General features: G+C 69.5%; 13 protein-coding genes. 2 read left to right on the forward strand and 11 right to left on the reverse strand.

The window, feature by feature from the left end:
* Positions 1-20 precede the first annotated feature (20 nt).
* Positions 21-809 carry an SAM-dependent methyltransferase gene (locus tag KIP79_RS02250; RefSeq protein WP_214102994.1) on the forward strand — a complete coding sequence of 263 codons (789 nt, stop codon included), beginning with the start codon at positions 21-23 and terminating at the stop codon, positions 807-809.
* A gap of 269 nt (positions 810-1,078) precedes the next feature.
* On the opposite strand, the gene trxA is transcribed toward KIP79_RS02250, so the two are convergent.
* The 5 genes from trxA to KIP79_RS02275 form a co-directional block, all read right to left on the reverse strand.
* Complete coding sequence (gene trxA / locus KIP79_RS02255; protein ID WP_214102995.1) at positions 1,079-1,456, reverse strand: thioredoxin; 378 nt, start codon at positions 1,454-1,456, stop codon at positions 1,079-1,081.
* A gap of 497 nt (positions 1,457-1,953) precedes the next feature.
* The gene (cydC, locus tag KIP79_RS02260) at positions 1,954-3,642 is read right to left on the reverse strand and encodes a thiol reductant ABC exporter subunit CydC (RefSeq protein ID WP_250212571.1); all 1,689 of its coding nucleotides are present in this window, start codon (positions 3,640-3,642) and stop codon (positions 1,954-1,956) included.
* Between the two features lie 40 nt (positions 3,643-3,682).
* Positions 3,683-5,302: a thiol reductant ABC exporter subunit CydD gene (gene cydD / locus KIP79_RS02265; protein ID WP_214102996.1), complete on the reverse strand. Its 1,620-nt coding sequence runs from the start codon at positions 5,300-5,302 to the stop codon at positions 3,683-3,685.
* An 18-nt stretch (positions 5,303-5,320) separates the two neighbouring features.
* On the reverse strand, positions 5,321-6,055 hold the full coding sequence (locus tag KIP79_RS02270) for a cytochrome d ubiquinol oxidase subunit II (protein WP_214102997.1): 735 nt from the start codon (positions 6,053-6,055) through the stop codon (positions 5,321-5,323).
* 12 nt (positions 6,056-6,067) lie between these two features.
* Positions 6,068-7,228, reverse strand: coding sequence for a cytochrome ubiquinol oxidase subunit I (locus KIP79_RS02275; protein ID WP_214102998.1), 1,161 nt, complete (start codon positions 7,226-7,228; stop codon positions 6,068-6,070).
* Between the two features lie 71 nt (positions 7,229-7,299).
* On the opposite strand from KIP79_RS02275, the gene KIP79_RS02280 reads away from it, so the two are divergent.
* A complete protein-coding gene (locus KIP79_RS02280; RefSeq protein ID WP_214102999.1) occupies positions 7,300-7,623 on the forward strand; it encodes a PadR family transcriptional regulator in 324 nt (107 codons plus the stop codon).
* On the opposite strand, the gene KIP79_RS02285 is transcribed toward KIP79_RS02280, so the two are convergent.
* The 6 genes from KIP79_RS02285 to KIP79_RS02310 all read right to left on the reverse strand — a co-directional run bounded on the left by KIP79_RS02285 (position 7,607) and on the right by KIP79_RS02310 (position 13,799).
* Positions 7,607-8,269 (reverse strand): permease prefix domain 1-containing protein, encoded by a 663-nt coding sequence (locus KIP79_RS02285; RefSeq protein ID WP_214103000.1) that lies wholly within the window; start codon positions 8,267-8,269, stop codon positions 7,607-7,609. The two genes, KIP79_RS02280 and KIP79_RS02285, sit on opposite strands and share 17 nt — an antisense overlap.
* A 79-nt stretch (positions 8,270-8,348) precedes the next feature.
* Positions 8,349-9,560, reverse strand: a complete 1,212-nt coding sequence (locus KIP79_RS02290; RefSeq protein ID WP_214103001.1) for a pentapeptide repeat-containing protein — start codon at positions 9,558-9,560, stop codon at positions 8,349-8,351.
* Positions 9,561-9,778: 218 nt separating this feature from the next.
* The gene (locus tag KIP79_RS02295) at positions 9,779-11,101 is read right to left on the reverse strand and encodes a S1C family serine protease (RefSeq protein ID WP_214103002.1); all 1,323 of its coding nucleotides are present in this window, start codon (positions 11,099-11,101) and stop codon (positions 9,779-9,781) included.
* Positions 11,102-11,468: 367 nt separating this feature from the next.
* On the reverse strand, positions 11,469-12,044 hold the full coding sequence (locus KIP79_RS02300) for a hypothetical protein (protein WP_214103003.1): 576 nt from the start codon (positions 12,042-12,044) through the stop codon (positions 11,469-11,471).
* A gap of 97 nt (positions 12,045-12,141) precedes the next feature.
* Complete coding sequence (locus KIP79_RS02305) at positions 12,142-13,311, reverse strand: C39 family peptidase (RefSeq protein WP_214103004.1); 1,170 nt, start codon at positions 13,309-13,311, stop codon at positions 12,142-12,144.
* Positions 13,312-13,634: 323 nt separating this feature from the next.
* Entirely contained in the window at positions 13,635-13,799 is a 165-nt protein-coding gene (locus tag KIP79_RS02310; protein ID WP_214103005.1) for a hypothetical protein, read from the reverse strand.
* Positions 13,800-13,841 lie beyond the last annotated feature (42 nt).

Consider the following 13,841-nt stretch of genomic DNA (forward strand, 5'->3'; position numbering starts at 1 on the left):
CCGATTTCATGGGAGAGCATATGACCCAGCCGCCGCCACCCGGTGTCGACCCGAACGTCCCCAACGTCGCCCGGATTTACGATTACCACCTAGGCGGCAAGGACAACTTCGCCGCCGACCGGGCGGCGGCCGAGCAGATGACCGCGCTGTTCCCCGACGTCCGCAACGCCGCCCGGGAGAACCGGGCGTTCCTCGCCAGGACCGTGCACTGCCTGGTCGACGCCGGGGTGCGGCAGATCGTGGACATCGGCTCCGGGTTGCCCACCCAGGGCAACGTGCACGAGATCGCGCACGCGCTGGCCCCCGACTGCAAGGTCGTCTACGTCGACTACGACCCCGTGGTGGTGTCGCACGGGCAGGCCCTGCTCGGCCGGGGTGAGAACGTCGAGGTCGTCCGCGCCGACCTGCGCGACGTCGACGACCTGCTGACGGCGGTCAGCGGCGAGATCGACTTCGACAAGCCGGTGGCCTTCCTGCTCTTCGCCATCCTCCACTTCCTCCATGAAGCGGACAAACCTTACGAGGTGGTAGCGCGCCTGCGCGATGTCAGCGCCCCGGGCAGCTACCTGGCCCTCAGCCACGCCACCGAGTCCATGCCCGAGATCATCGGCGACGCCCTGGAGATCTACCGCAAGGCCACCGCCTCCCTGGCCCTCCGCAGCCACGCCGAGATCCTGGGCTTCTTCGACGGCTACGAACTCCTCGACCCGGGCTTGGTCTACCCCCGCGACTGGCGCCCGGACGCCGACGAGATCTTCCCGAACACCAGCGTCTCCATCGGCTTCGGCGGCATCGGCCGCAAACTCTAACCGTCCGCGGCGTTCGGCCACCCCGGCGCCCGCATTCGGGCCTGTGAAAGCGTTACGGGGCCTCCACCGAAATCCTCGGTGGAGGCCCCGTCTTCGTGAACGCCTTCGGTCGGACCCGGCTCCGCCAGGGTGGCCGGCCGCCGCATTGATGCGCGGAATTTGCTTGCCGTGGTCCTTCCGCCCTACCCGGTAACAGCCTCCGGCAGAGATCCGGTGGCGATACGCCACCGAAATCCGCCCCGGACCTCGGCGAAGGGCCGCGTCCCTACCTACGCCTGCTTGGCCTGCTTGTCCATCTCCGCGCTGATCTCGGCGCGGATGGCGTCCATGTCCAGCGCCCGCAACTGCCTGATCAGATCGTCGAGCGCCGCCCCCGGCAGGGCGCCCGGCTGGGCGAAGACCACGATGCCATCCCGGATCGCCATGATCGTGGGAATCGCGGTGATATCGAACCCCTGGGCCAGCGCCGGCTGCGCCTCAGTGTCGACCTTCCCGAAGGTGATGTCGGCGTGCTCCTCCGACGCCTTCTCAAAGATCGGGGCGAACGTCCGGCACGGCCCACACCACGCCGCCCAGAAGTCAAGCAGAACGATCCCGCTGTCCGCGACCTCGTTGAAGTTCTTCTCGGTTACCTCGACCGTCGCCACACACGACTCCCTTCTTCAGTGGACACAACCATGTGCCCCCGCGCGGCATTCCGTCGTCCAGTTGTCTACCTTCGGGGATGAAGCCCCCTACCTCGAGGAGAGGCCATGCTTCCCGGCTGCGGCTCGTGCAACTGCTCCGACGAGATCCTGACCACCCTAAACCCCCCACGAATCATCCAACTCAGCCAGAAATAGTCCCCACGCAAATGGGCACCCCCGACCATCGGAGGTGCCCATACCACTTACCCGACGAGGCGAATCATCCCCGCGTCCACGGGGAGCACCCAGTGGACAGAACCATGTCCCCCTGCCCAGCAGGACCACCCCCGCGTGCGCGGGGAACACGTGGCCAAGGTGGCCAGGATCTCGTCGCTGCAGGGACCACCCCCGCGTGCGCGGGGAACACACTCGCTAGCCTGGGCAAGTTACTGCCAGAGTAGCCGGAACCCACTAGCTTTGAGGAATTGGAGATTTCGGGCCATGTCGACAATGGGCTGTTAACTCGTGAGCATGGCTTCCGCTTGCCACAAAGCCCGATAGTATCCGGAGGCCTTTAGGAGCTGGGCATGAGTACCTTGTTGGATCACTTTGCCGTTTTCAAGGACAATGATTTCGTCGACTGCTTCCAGGCCGCGAAGCCGGTGGGTGACCAAGAGCGTGGTGCGACCGTGCGTGGCGTCCAGTAGGTCGGTCATCAGATCGTCTGCTGTGGCTTCATCGAGGGCCTCGGCGGGCTCGTCCAGGAGTAGGACACGTGGGTCGTAGAGCAGGGCGCGGGCCAGGGCGAGCCGTTGGAGTTGGCCACCAGAGAGGGTGCGGCCATCTTCGCCGAGTTCGGTGTCCCAGCCTGTGCGAGCCACCCAGGTTTCCAAATGCGCGGCCTGCACCACCTGCTCTAGACGCCCATCTGAGGCATCAGGCCCGGCAAGCCGCAGGTTGGCCTTAATGGATGCCTGGAATACGTAAGGATCTTGGGTGAGCCCACTAACCACCCCTCGGACATCGTCCGATGCGATATCCCGAACATCAATTCCGTTAATAAGGATTTTCCCGGACACATAATCAACTGTTCGCATCAATGCGGACAATAGAGTGCTTTTCCCCGCTCCGCTGGGTCCCACGACCGCCACCCGCCGACCAGGAGTGAGCGTGAGGCTGACCCCATCCAGTGCAGGACGGCCGGAGTGATGCACGGCCAGATCTTGGATCTCGATGGTGAGCGGTCCCGAGGGCATGGAGACCGGCGTCGAGGGTTCGTGCACCGCTGGGGGCGTAGCCTTGATCTCGCGTAGACGGCGTAGCGCGGCCAGCACGCCTGTCAACCGCTCTCCGGCCGCCGCCAGCGGCAGCACGGGCTCGAAGGCGACGAGCGACACCAGGGCCAGGACGGTGGTGGTGATGGTCCCGGCGGCTGCGGAGGTACAGATCCAGACCACGGCCACGACGGTGAGTCCCTGGGCCAGCACTCCGGCCATCATGGCCGTCGCCCCTGTCCGGGCTTGACGCCGCTCCAGTGCTGCCAAGCGATCATCGGCCGCCATCCCGGCCTCAAGTGCCCGCCCCTCGGCCCCGTAGGCCGCTAGGTCGGCCGCGCCATGGACCAGGTCCGCCACCCGGGACGCGAGTTCGGCCCGTGCCGGGGCAAGCCGGGCCGACCAGCGCCGGGATGCGGTGGCTGTGGCGAGCGGTAGCAGTACCCCGGCCATCACCAGACCCACCAGCAGCGCGACGGCGGCGGTGGGCAGGAGGAAGACGCCGATCACCACGGCCACCACGCCGGTGGCCAGGGCCGCGATGGCGGGGAGCAGGCAGCGCACCAGCAGGTCCTGGACGGCGTCGGTGTCGTCCACCATGCGGCTGAGCAGGTCGGCGCCCCGGTGGGTCAGTGGACCGGCCGGGATCAGGGACGTGTACAGCTCTTCGCGAGTCCTGGCCTGGGCTCGCAAGGCCACGTCGTGCCCGGCCAGTCGTTCGGCGTAGCGAAGGACTCCGCGTCCGGTGGCGAATGCCCGTACTCCGACGATGGCGACGGAAAGGACGGCCAGCGGGGGCTGCTCGGCGGCCCGGGTGATCAGCCAGGCGGCCGACGCGATCAGCCCGATTCCGAACAGATCCGCCGCGGCTCCGGCCAGCGCGGCGACCGTCAGCCGCCCGGCCATACCTTTGATCCAGGTCATCCAGGTCATTTCCACGTCATCCCGGTCATCCGAGTGCCCACAAAGTTCATCAGACGCCTCCCGCCCGGACCCGGTCGTCCACGATCTTTCCGGCGGAGACGCGGATGACCCGGTCGGCGAGGTCGATCATGGCAGGGCGGTGGGCCACGATGATCGCGGTGCGGCCCTCGGCGAGGCGGCGGGTGGCGTCGAGGACGGCGGATTCGCTGCGGCCGTCCAGGCGGGCGGTGGGTTCGTCGAGGAGGAGGATCTCGGCGGAGGGGCGGCAGAAGGCGCGGGCCAGGGCGACGCGCTGGCGTTGACCGGCGGACAGGGTAGCCCCGCGTTCGCCGAGGACGGTGTCGTAGCCGTCGGGAAGGTCGTCGATGAAGCCCGCGGCCTGGGCCTCGGTGGCGGCTGTGCGGATCTCGGCGGGTGAGGCGTTGGCCCCGAGGCTGATGTTCTCCGCCACCGAGGTGGCGAACAGGTGGGGGCGCTGGGGAACGAAGGCGAGGCGGCGGCGCCAGGCGTCCAGGTCGAGGTCGGCCAGGTCGACACCGCCGACCAGGATGCGGCCCGAGGTGGGGGCGACGAAGCCGAGCAGCAGGTGGAGCAGGGTGCTCTTGCCGGCCCCGCTTTCGCCGATCACCGCCACCCGTTCGCCTGGTGCGATGACCAGGGAGACCTCGTCGAGTGCGGGATCGTCGCGCCCGGGATAGCGCACGGTGACCCCTTCCAGTCGGATCTCCCCGCTGCTCTCGAGCCGCCCGGGCTCCCGCGACACGCCCTCGCCGAGCAGCGCGAACGTCTGGTCGGCCGCCGTCACCCCTTCCATCGCGGCGTGGAACCGGGTCCCCATCACCCGCAACGGCAGGTACGCCTCCGGCGCCAGCAGCAGCACCAGCAGCGCGGTGGTCAGATCCAGCGACCCGGAAAGCAGCCGCAGCCCAACCGGCACGGCCACCAGCGCCAGCGACAACGACGCCACCAGCTCAAGCACCAGCGAGGAGAGGAAGGCCACCCGGAGCGTGCGCATGGTGGCCGAGCGGTGCGCGTCCGCCACCTCACGGATCACCGACGCCTGGTACCGCGCCCGCCCGAAGGCCCGCAGCGTCGGCAGCCCGCGGACCACGTCGAGGAAGTGCCCCCCGAGCCGGGCCAGCGCCCGCCACTGCCGTTCGGTCACCGCCTTGGTGGTCATCCCCACCAGGGCCCCGAAGATCGGAATGAGCGGCAGCGTGACCAGGACGATGATCGCGGTCGTCAGATCGGCCACGAACAGCCGGATGAGCACCGCGACGGGCACCACGGCCGCCACCGCCACCGACGGCAGGTACCCGGTCAGATACGGATCGAGCGCGTCCAGCCCCCGCCCGGTGAGCGTGACCAACTCCCCCGACCGGTGACCGGAAAGCTCCAGCTCCTGGAACCGCGCGAGCAGCCGGTGCCGCAGCAGTGACTTGACCCCGCTGGCGGTCCGCCCGGCCGCGACGCCCTGCACCCAGCTCAGCGCCCCCCGGGCCCCGATCACCAGCGCCAGCGGCAGCAGCACCGCCGGGGTGAACCGCCCGGAGAGCACCCCGGCCAGCAGCTCGGCCTGGACCAGCACCAGCAGCCCCGCCACGATCGCCGCGCCCAGACAGACCGCCAGATGCAGGCGGGGCAGCGACCGCAGCAGCTCCCTGTGCACGATTCCCCCCGAAGCCGGTCAGAAGAACGTCGGTACGGCGCCCTTCCCGAAGCTGCGCCAGACCCAGACCTGCGCCCCGGCGAGCACGGGAACGAACGGCAACACGATAAGGCTCAGCACCGACAGGGTCGCCGACGGGGCGGCTCTGTCCACCACGTCACCGGCCAGCACCCCCAGCGGCACCAGGGCGGGCGCCATCGCGACGACCGCCGACACACCCAGCGCCGCCCCACCGCGCCGCGCCCCTTGCGCCACGGCGTCCCCAGGCAGCCGCCAGGCCAGGAAGGTCCACCCGTGGAAGGCGAACGCCACCGCCACCACCACACCGTACGCGAGGCCGAGAAGTGCCGGACCCCCAATGATCCCGGCCAGCACCCCGCCCCAGGACAGCGCGAGACCGAGGGAGCCCACGGTGATCGCGCCGGTCCAGAAGGCGCGCCAGCCCGGCCCGTCCAGGCGGCGGCGGAACCAGAGCCCGGCGTCCCTGACGATCCACGACAGCAGCAGCGCCACCACGACCCCGTAGTGCGCGCTCAGCACCTCCCCTTCCAGCAGGGGGAACGCGCCGAGCAGCACGCCGCCCAGCGCGACCAGCCAGACCTCGTTGGCCAGCACGAAGGGCCCGATGGCGCCGACCGCCTTGTCCCGGTCGCCGGTGAACGGCAGGAGCAGCCCGACCCCGATGTCGAAGCCTTCCAGGGCGAAGTAGCCGGCCAGCAGCACGGCGAGTATCCCGAACCAAATGATTTCCATCGTCCGGCTCCTTCAGAAGGTCAGCGCGGGGACCGGCCGCTCGCCCAGGGGGACCCTTTCGGGGCCGCGCCGGACCAGCCGCGCGATCAGGACGTAGTCGACGACCGCGAGCAGCCCGAGCACGCCGACGAAGCCGACGAAGGAGAGCGTGATCTGCCCGGCGGTCAGGCCGGGGGTGAGCGCGTCGGCGACGGTGAGCTTGCCGTAGATGAGCCAGGGCTGGCGGCCTTCCTCCCGGGCGAGCCAGCCGAGGATCACGGTGATGAACGGCATCGGGGTGATGAGCATCACCAGCGGGTGGAGCCACCGCCAGTTCGGCAGCCACTTCAGCAGCGCCAGCAGGATGCCGGTGGCGAGGAAGAGCAGCATGCCGATGGAGATCATGTTGCCGACGGCGACCCCGGCCAGCGCGTTGGCGCCCCACTTGTTCGGCTGCACCGACTCGACCGGCCCGATCTGGGCGAACCCGAACGAGACGACAAAGAACGCGCCCACGAAGGCGGTGATCACCCCCATCCGCAGTGACCGGGCGAAGAACTCCCGCTCCGCGGTCCTCCGGAACAGCTGGTACGCGCTGGCCCCCATCATCACGGCCCCGCCGGTCAGCAGCCCGGCGGAAAGGACGTGCGGGAACGCCATCTGCAGCGTGGGGTTGGCGAGCAGTGCCCCGAAGTCGGTCAGCACCAGGCGGTCACCCTGGAGGACCGCACCCGCCGGGTTCTGCAGGAAGGAGTTGGCCACCATGATCCAGAAGGCCGACAGGTACGCGGTGAGCGTGACCAGCCAGATGCACGCCAGGTGCAGCCGCTTCGGCAACCGGTGCCACCCGAAGACCCACAACCCGAGGAAGGTGGACTCCAGGAAGAAGGCCAGCAGAGTCTCGATGGCCAGCGGCGCGCCGAACACGTCTCCCGCGTAATGCGTCAGCCCACTCCAGCTCAGCCCGAACTGGAACTCCATCACCAGTCCGGTGACGATGCCGAGGGCGTAGTTGACCAGGTAGATCTGCCCCCAGAAGCGGGTCAGGCGCTCATGCTCGGGGTTGCCGCTCCGGACGTACCGGGTGTGCATGATCGCGACTAGCGGCGCCAGGCCGAGGGTCAGCGCGACGAACAGGAAGTGCAGGCTCGCCGTGACGGCAAACTGCCACCTGGCCAGATCCAGGACGTCCATGGGGCTCCTCTCTACGTGTAGCCAGACTACATGTAGAGTGCCTACATGAGGAACCGAGATAGGGTGACCCCGTGAATGCCGACGAGCTCCGCGGACACCTGGATGCCCTGCTGCTGTCGGTGCTCGAACACGAGCCGCTGCACGGCTACGCGATCATCGAGGCTCTCCGCGCCCGCAGCGGCGGCGTGCTCGACCTGCCCACCGGGACCATCTATCCCGCGCTGCGGCGGCTGGAGCGTGCCGGGTTCCTGGCCAGCGAATGGGCCGTGGTCGGCGGACGGCGGCGCCGCACGTACCGGCTGACCGGCACCGGGCGCGCCGAACTGGCCGGTGAGCGCTCCGCGTGGGCGGCCTTCACCCAGGTGATCGGCAGCGTGCTCAACCCCGCCCGCTGACCGCCAGACAGCGTGCCGCACTGTGCAACTGCCAGACCCAGAAGACCACGCTCACCCCGGTGGCCACCAGCCCCGGCGGGTAGCCCATGTGGGTCATCGAGTCGCTCGACCCGTGCATCAGGGCGGTGCAGAGCGCGCCGAGCACCGGTAGCTGGATCCACATCAGCAGCCCGAGCGAGCGCGCCACCAGGTCCGGGCGCCTGCCCCGGCGCAACCACCACAGGGCCAGCCCGCCGTAGAGACCGGTGGCCAGCTGGATCAGGTCCACCGCCCGGGCCACCGGCCCGTACCACCCCGGATGCACCGACACCGGCCCGGCCGGAAAGAACTTCCAGATCACCGTCCACAGCACCGCCACCGCGGGCACGGTGAGGAACAGCAGCAGCGCGGTGCGCCGCCCCTGGCCTGCGGTCAGCTCTCGCTGGAACTCCGGCGCGATCTCCGCCACCGAACCGAACTCCGCGACCGCGCGCCGCTCGGCCTCCCGAGGGCCCAGGCCCTCCGCCCGATAGGCGTCGGCCGCGTCCCGCAGGCCGTCCCGCACCTCCGCGACCATGTCCCGCTTCAGCCGCCCGGGTCCACGCAGGGCACGGCGGAGCGAGTCGGCGTACTCGTCCACGCTGTCGGTCACGATGAGGGTTTCCATGGCCCGGCCACCCTATTCGGTACCAGGACCGGGCCGGTATCGGGGTCAACCCTGACCTTTTCCCCGGCTACCCCGGCTTTCAGCCGTGGTACGGCGTGACGTTGGCCTGCGTGGTCCGCACCGCCGGCCGCCTGGCCTGGTGCTGCGGAGTGGACGAGTAGACCAGCGTGGCCACCGCGACCACCGCCACCAGACCGAACCAGGCGAACCTGAAGAACCTGAACCTGCTCCCCGGGGCGCGGCGCGGCCAGAACCTCGGCGGCCAGCTCAGCCGCAGCTGGTGGCGCCCCCGGGGCGTGCTGGCGAAGACGCAGTCCTGGAACCGCAACCCCTCCGGGCCGGCCACCCCCGGCAGGTGGCATCCGCTCAGGTCGGCGCCGTCGATGGTCATCTCCTCCGCGTCCAGCCGCTCCACCGACAGCACCCGGACGGCCCCGCCGCGCCGGGTCACGCTGGACTCGCCCCGGCTGACCAGGTCGCGCAGGTCCAGGTCGGCGTCGTGCAGCCGGACCACCAGCCGCCCCAGCACCCGCGCGCCCGCCAGCTCCACCGGGCAGCCCGCCGCGTCGATCTCCACCGCGCCCTGCGCCCGGGCCCCCGACAGGGCCAGCCGCCGCGCCACCGCCGACGGCGCCAGGAACGCCTTGCCGACGAACCTGACCGACTCGAACCCGGCCGCGCCCTCGAACGTGGTGCGCCGGAAGGACACCGCCCGCCAGAACCGTGCGCCGCGAAAGATGGCGTCGCCGTGGAACCTGGTCCGGTCGAAGGAGGCGAAGCCGTGCAGTTCGGCCCGGCGGAACGAGGCGGAGCCCAGGCAGGCCTCGCCGAACAGGGCGTCGCTGGTGACCGTCGACTGGTCGAGGGAGAGGTGGCCGCGCACGCGCGAGCCGTACAGGGAGAACTCGCGGGCGAAGCGGGTCTCGTGGAAGGACAGGTTGCCGTCGAAGCGGGCCCCGAAGAAGGAGGCCAGCGCCTCGAAGCGGGCGCCGTCGAAGGAGGCGTCGCCGGTGAAGGCGGTGTCGCCGAAGCGGGCGGGGGACAGGAACCGGGCGCGGTCGAACCTGGCGCGTCCCAGTAAGCCGCCGGTGGCGGTCAGGACACGATCAAGCAGGTCAGCGTTGATCACCGTGCCACGCAGGTCCACCGCCTGCCCCGGGGCGAAGGAGCGGAGGCATTCCTCCAGCTCCTCGGCTTCCAGGTGGTGCAGGCAGCGCCCGTACGGCTGCCGCGCCACCCCTACGCAGTCGGCGCTCGTGGCGCACGTGCTCCAGGACAGGAGAGGCCTCATACCGAAGGCATACCCAGAAATGGCAGCTGCCGCCATTCCTTCTTGCGGCCTTCATCACGAAAAATCAAATATGCACTAATTCACCGTTTTACCGGCTTATATGGCACTAAGTCGGACTTTGCGTCGTCGAGATCTTCAACCGGTCCTGATCATCCTCGGCGGAAAACGGGATCGGCCGCGCCTCCCGAGTGGCGCGGCCGATCCCGTTCGAGGGTAGGTCAGCTGGTGGCCGTCTTCTCCTCCAGGGGGACGGTCGCCGTGGCGGACTTTCCGTTGCGGACGTACTGGACGGTGATCTTGTCGCCGGGCTTGTGGCCGCGGATGATGCCGACCACGGTCTCGCCGGCGTCGACCGGCGTGTCGTCGATCTTGGTGATGATGTCACCCTGCTGGAGGCCGGCCTTGGCGGCGGGGCTGTCCGGGGTGATGGCGCCGACCAGCGCGCCCGGGGTGTCGCCGGTGGCGTCGCTGACGCTGACGCCGAGGTAGACGTGGACGGCCTTGCCGGTGCTGATCAGCTGTTCCGCGACCTGCTTGGCGGTGGTGATCGGGATCGCGAAGCCGACGCCGATGTTGCCGGTGCTGCCGCTGCCGCCGGTGGCGATGGCGGTGTTGATGCCGATCACCCGGCCGGCCGAGTCGACCAGGGCGCCGCCCGAGTTGCCCGGGTTGATGGCCGCGTCCGTCTGGATCATGCCGCCGAGGGTGGTGGTCGAGGACTCGGTCTGGGAGCGCTGCTCAAGGCCCCAGCCGGGCGGGAGCTGCTGGTCCTGCTGGCCGCTGCCCGAGGTGACCGTACGGTCCAGGGCGGAGACGATGCCGGCGGTGACCGAGCCCTCCAGGCCGAGCGGGCTGCCGATGGCCAGGACCGAGTCGCCGACCTGGAGCTGGTCGCTGTCGCCGAGGGTGGCCTTGGTGAGGCCGGAGACGTTCTGGGCGCGGATGACCGCGATGTCGGTGAGCGGGTCCGTGCCGACCAGGGTCGCCTGCGCGGTCTTGCCGTCACTGAACTTGACCGTCAGCTGGGCGTTCGCCCCGGCGCCCGAGACCACGTGGTTGTTGGTGAGGATCAGGCCGTCCTCGGAGAGGATGACCCCGGAGCCCTCGCCGCCGCCCAGCTGCGAGCTGACCGTGATCATCACGACCGAGGGCTGCACCGCGCGGGCCACGTCGGCGACGCTGGTCCCCGCGGCCCCGCTGGAGCCGGTGTTCGAGGAGTTGAGGGCCGGGCTGGCCACCACGGTCCTCGGCTCGGCGAAGGAGTTGGCGATGAAGGCCCCCGTGACCCCGCCGCCCAACGCCATCGCGGCCATCGCGAGCACCGCCCCGCCCTTGCGCAGTCCCCCCGGCCGGGACAGCGGCCGCGCGTTCGGCGGCGGAGGCGGGGGCATGGTGGGGACGGCGAACGTCGCGGTCGGGTGCTGTCCGGTCTGCGGTGGGCGCTGGCCGAGCTGGCTCCAGCCGCCATCGGTGATCGTGGTGGTCCCACCGCCGGTCGCGCCCGTGTCCGTGATCCTGTCTCTCTGCTCTTCAGCGCTCATGTCTGCCATCCCCTTACCGACGCTCCGGCTCTCCGCCGGTAAGACAACGATGGCAAACCGCCGATAAGGCCCAGCTAAGCGATCTACGGCCGACCCGCCGAAAGCCCTACACGGGTCTTATCCGCGCTGCTCGGAGGCCTTGTGGACGGGCGCCATAAAGTTTCCGTTCAATCCGCGCCCGGCCCTGCTCCGGGCTCGCGAAAGGGCCTCAAACGCGCGGAGCCCGCCATGTTTCATGGCGGGCTGGTCCGGCGTTCGGTGGGGCTCTCGGACATTGACCGAGGGTTCGCCCCCCGGGAGGGGTGGGGGGTGGGCCCGCGCGGGAGAGGGAGCGCGAGCCTCGCTACTTCCGTGTCATGTCAGGTGATCACACCTCGTGCTCGTACACGGTCTCCCAGGAGCCGTGGTAGCCCTTCGGCTCCCAGGCGTTGCCGCGGGACACCTTCACCGAGATCTTCTCGGCGTTCTTGCCCTCGAACCAGAAGTGCTTCGGCTCGTCGTGGCAGTTCTTGAACTTCTTGAAGTACCAGTGGCCGTCGAAGGTCTCGATCTTGAAGGTGGCCCAGGCGCACGCGTACTTGGGCTTACCCCACGCGTGGTGGTTGATCAGCTGGCCCTTGACCTCGAACTGGAACTTCTCGACCCACTTCCAGGTCCAGACCTTCTTCCACTTCCAGTCGTCCTTGCACTTCTTCTTGCCGTGCTCCCACCAGCACTTGGTGACCTTGACCTTCTTCTTGTCCCAGTACCACTCCTTGACCTTGTGCGTCTCGACCGTCACGTCGCCGCTGGCCTCGGCCTTGTGGTCGGAGGAGAAGTAGGGGCCCCAGGGGCCGGTGTAGTACGGAGTGGTCGCGTTCGCCGACGCCGGCGAGAACAGCGCGCCACCGATGAGCGCGGCGGCCGCGACGGCGCCGACCGCGAGCTTCTTGATGAATCGCATTTCGGGTCCTCTCGGGAAGGAGACAGAATTTCTGTCGCCTTATGAATAGGCCCGAGAGGTTGAGGCCGACTTTCAGCTCGCTTTAAGGCGCAGTTCATCATGGGTGCTCGGTAATTCCGTCCGGCACGGGGTGACCGGTGGGATAGATGAGGTAAGCGGCTCCCCCGCTGCCCCGCTGCCAGGCACGTTCGAACTCGGCGCGCGGATAGACCCGGCGCACGGTGGCGTTGCTGGGCGCCGCCGGGTCGTTCACGATCACGTCACCGCCGCCGGTGAACCCGACCACGACCATGAGATGCCCGTCGGTGTCGTAGTCGGCGCCGGGCAGGTCGCCCTTCCGGAACGACTGGGAGGTGATGACCGGAATGCCCTCCTTGATGTACGCCTCGAGCTCGGTCAGCGAGAGCAGCCGGGTGACCGAGGCGTCCAGGCCGTACCGTCCGGCGTAGGCGGTGTTGAAGGCCCAGTTCCCGGTGCCCCGGTAGGCGTGGTCGTAGGAGTACCGGGCGGCGTGGTCCACCTCGGGGTCGGGGTAGGCCGGGTCGACCCAGGTCAGGTCGTTCGTGCTCGGCCACTTGCCCCAGTAGCCGAGCACCATCGCGGTCGACGTCGGCGAGCACCACGCCTTGCCGCCCCCGTCGTACTGCGGGTACTCCCCCGCGTGCACCTGCTGCGAGCGGCGCGGCACCCGCAGCTCGATGCCCCAGGCGCCGCCGGTCGGGCTGACCGCCATGTTCGGGCGGTCCGGTACGGCCGACGCGGTCGCCCCCAGCGTCCGCACCACGGGCACCGCCCCGCCCTTCCGGTAGAGGGTGAGCCGGAGCTGGTACGCGTTGACCGGCTTGCCGTCCGCCGCGACGAAGGTGTCGGTCCGTACCGTGCCGTCCCCGTCGCCCTGCCCGGGAACCGAGGTCCGGAGGATGTCACGGTCGCCGTACGCCCAGCGGCCCATGACGTACCACTTGGTCAGGCCCTCGGCGTTGCGGGCCCGCAGGTCGACCTGGATCCAGCTGCCGGGTGGGGTGTCCGCCGTCCAGGACGGGATCACCTCGGTGGCGTCGAACCCGATGCTCCGCTCGGGGCTCGTCCACCGGTCGTACTCCCAGAAAGTGGTCCCGAGAGCGTCGGTGTACCGGCTCGTGCCCTGCGGGGCGTCGAACCGGACGGGGCCGGCCTCCCGCTGGTAGACCACCTCGGCGACCTGCGCCCGCGCGACCGGAACGCCACCCACCAACAACGCCGACAACAGCGCACTGAACAATGCCATGCGCTAAACCATCCCCGACCCGCCGGTCCCGGTTCCACGCCGACGCTTATACGAATCGCATGCTTACCGTCAGAACTCCGCAAAGGGATGCCAAGTAGGGCGGCCGCGGCCCTCGGCAGGAGGGTCGCGGCCGCCCGGATCGGCTCCCGGTTCCATTAACGCGCTCCCCGGCGTAACGCCGGAGATTCAGCCTGTGCCGCGCATGCGACACCTCTGCGGCTTCCTGCTTCACCGACCTGCGCCACCGAAATGGTCTTACCGGGTCTCCACAAGCTTTGAACCCGGGGGTTCCGTTCCCGCCCGCCCGGCGGTACCTGACCGGCTCACCGTACCAGGCGCCGGTTAGCCTCGACGGCAAACCGGCTTTTCCTACCCCACGCCTTGGGTGCGGCGGCCGCCTCGGCCGTACCGGCTAACACCATGGGCGCCCCCACCGCGAACACCGCGGCGGAGCCGATGCCAACGACGACTCGCTTACCGAATCGCATCTCGGGCCCTCCTTTCGGGACCCGACCCACATCCCCCACAAC

Origin of the sequence: Acrocarpospora catenulata, assembly GCF_018476525.1 — a bacterium.
Taxonomy (GTDB): Bacteria; Actinomycetota; Actinomycetes; order Streptosporangiales; family Streptosporangiaceae; genus Acrocarpospora; species Acrocarpospora catenulata.

What these genes read in the sequence shown, in the direction of transcription:
- KIP79_RS02305 (WP_214103004.1), bottom strand. Translation starts at nt 13,311, where the DNA reads ATGGCATTGTTCAGTGCGCTGTTGTCGGCGTTGTTGGTGGGTGGCGTT.
- cydC (WP_250212571.1), bottom strand. Translation starts at nt 3,642, where the DNA reads ATGACCTGGATGACCTGGATCAAAGGTATGGCCGGGCGGCTGACGGTC.
- KIP79_RS02295 (WP_214103002.1), bottom strand. Translation starts at nt 11,101, where the DNA reads ATGAGCGCTGAAGAGCAGAGAGACAGGATCACGGACACGGGCGCGACC.
- KIP79_RS02300 (WP_214103003.1), bottom strand. Translation starts at nt 12,044, where the DNA reads ATGCGATTCATCAAGAAGCTCGCGGTCGGCGCCGTCGCGGCCGCCGCG.
- KIP79_RS02290 (WP_214103001.1), bottom strand. Translation starts at nt 9,560, where the DNA reads ATGAGGCCTCTCCTGTCCTGGAGCACGTGCGCCACGAGCGCCGACTGC.
- KIP79_RS02285 (WP_214103000.1), bottom strand. Translation starts at nt 8,269, where the DNA reads ATGGAAACCCTCATCGTGACCGACAGCGTGGACGAGTACGCCGACTCG.
- KIP79_RS02310 (WP_214103005.1), bottom strand. Translation starts at nt 13,799, where the DNA reads ATGCGATTCGGTAAGCGAGTCGTCGTTGGCATCGGCTCCGCCGCGGTG.
- KIP79_RS02275 (WP_214102998.1), bottom strand. Translation starts at nt 7,228, where the DNA reads ATGGACGTCCTGGATCTGGCCAGGTGGCAGTTTGCCGTCACGGCGAGC.
- KIP79_RS02270 (WP_214102997.1), bottom strand. Translation starts at nt 6,055, where the DNA reads ATGGAAATCATTTGGTTCGGGATACTCGCCGTGCTGCTGGCCGGCTAC.
- KIP79_RS02250 (WP_214102994.1), top strand. Translation starts at nt 21, where the DNA reads ATGACCCAGCCGCCGCCACCCGGTGTCGACCCGAACGTCCCCAACGTC.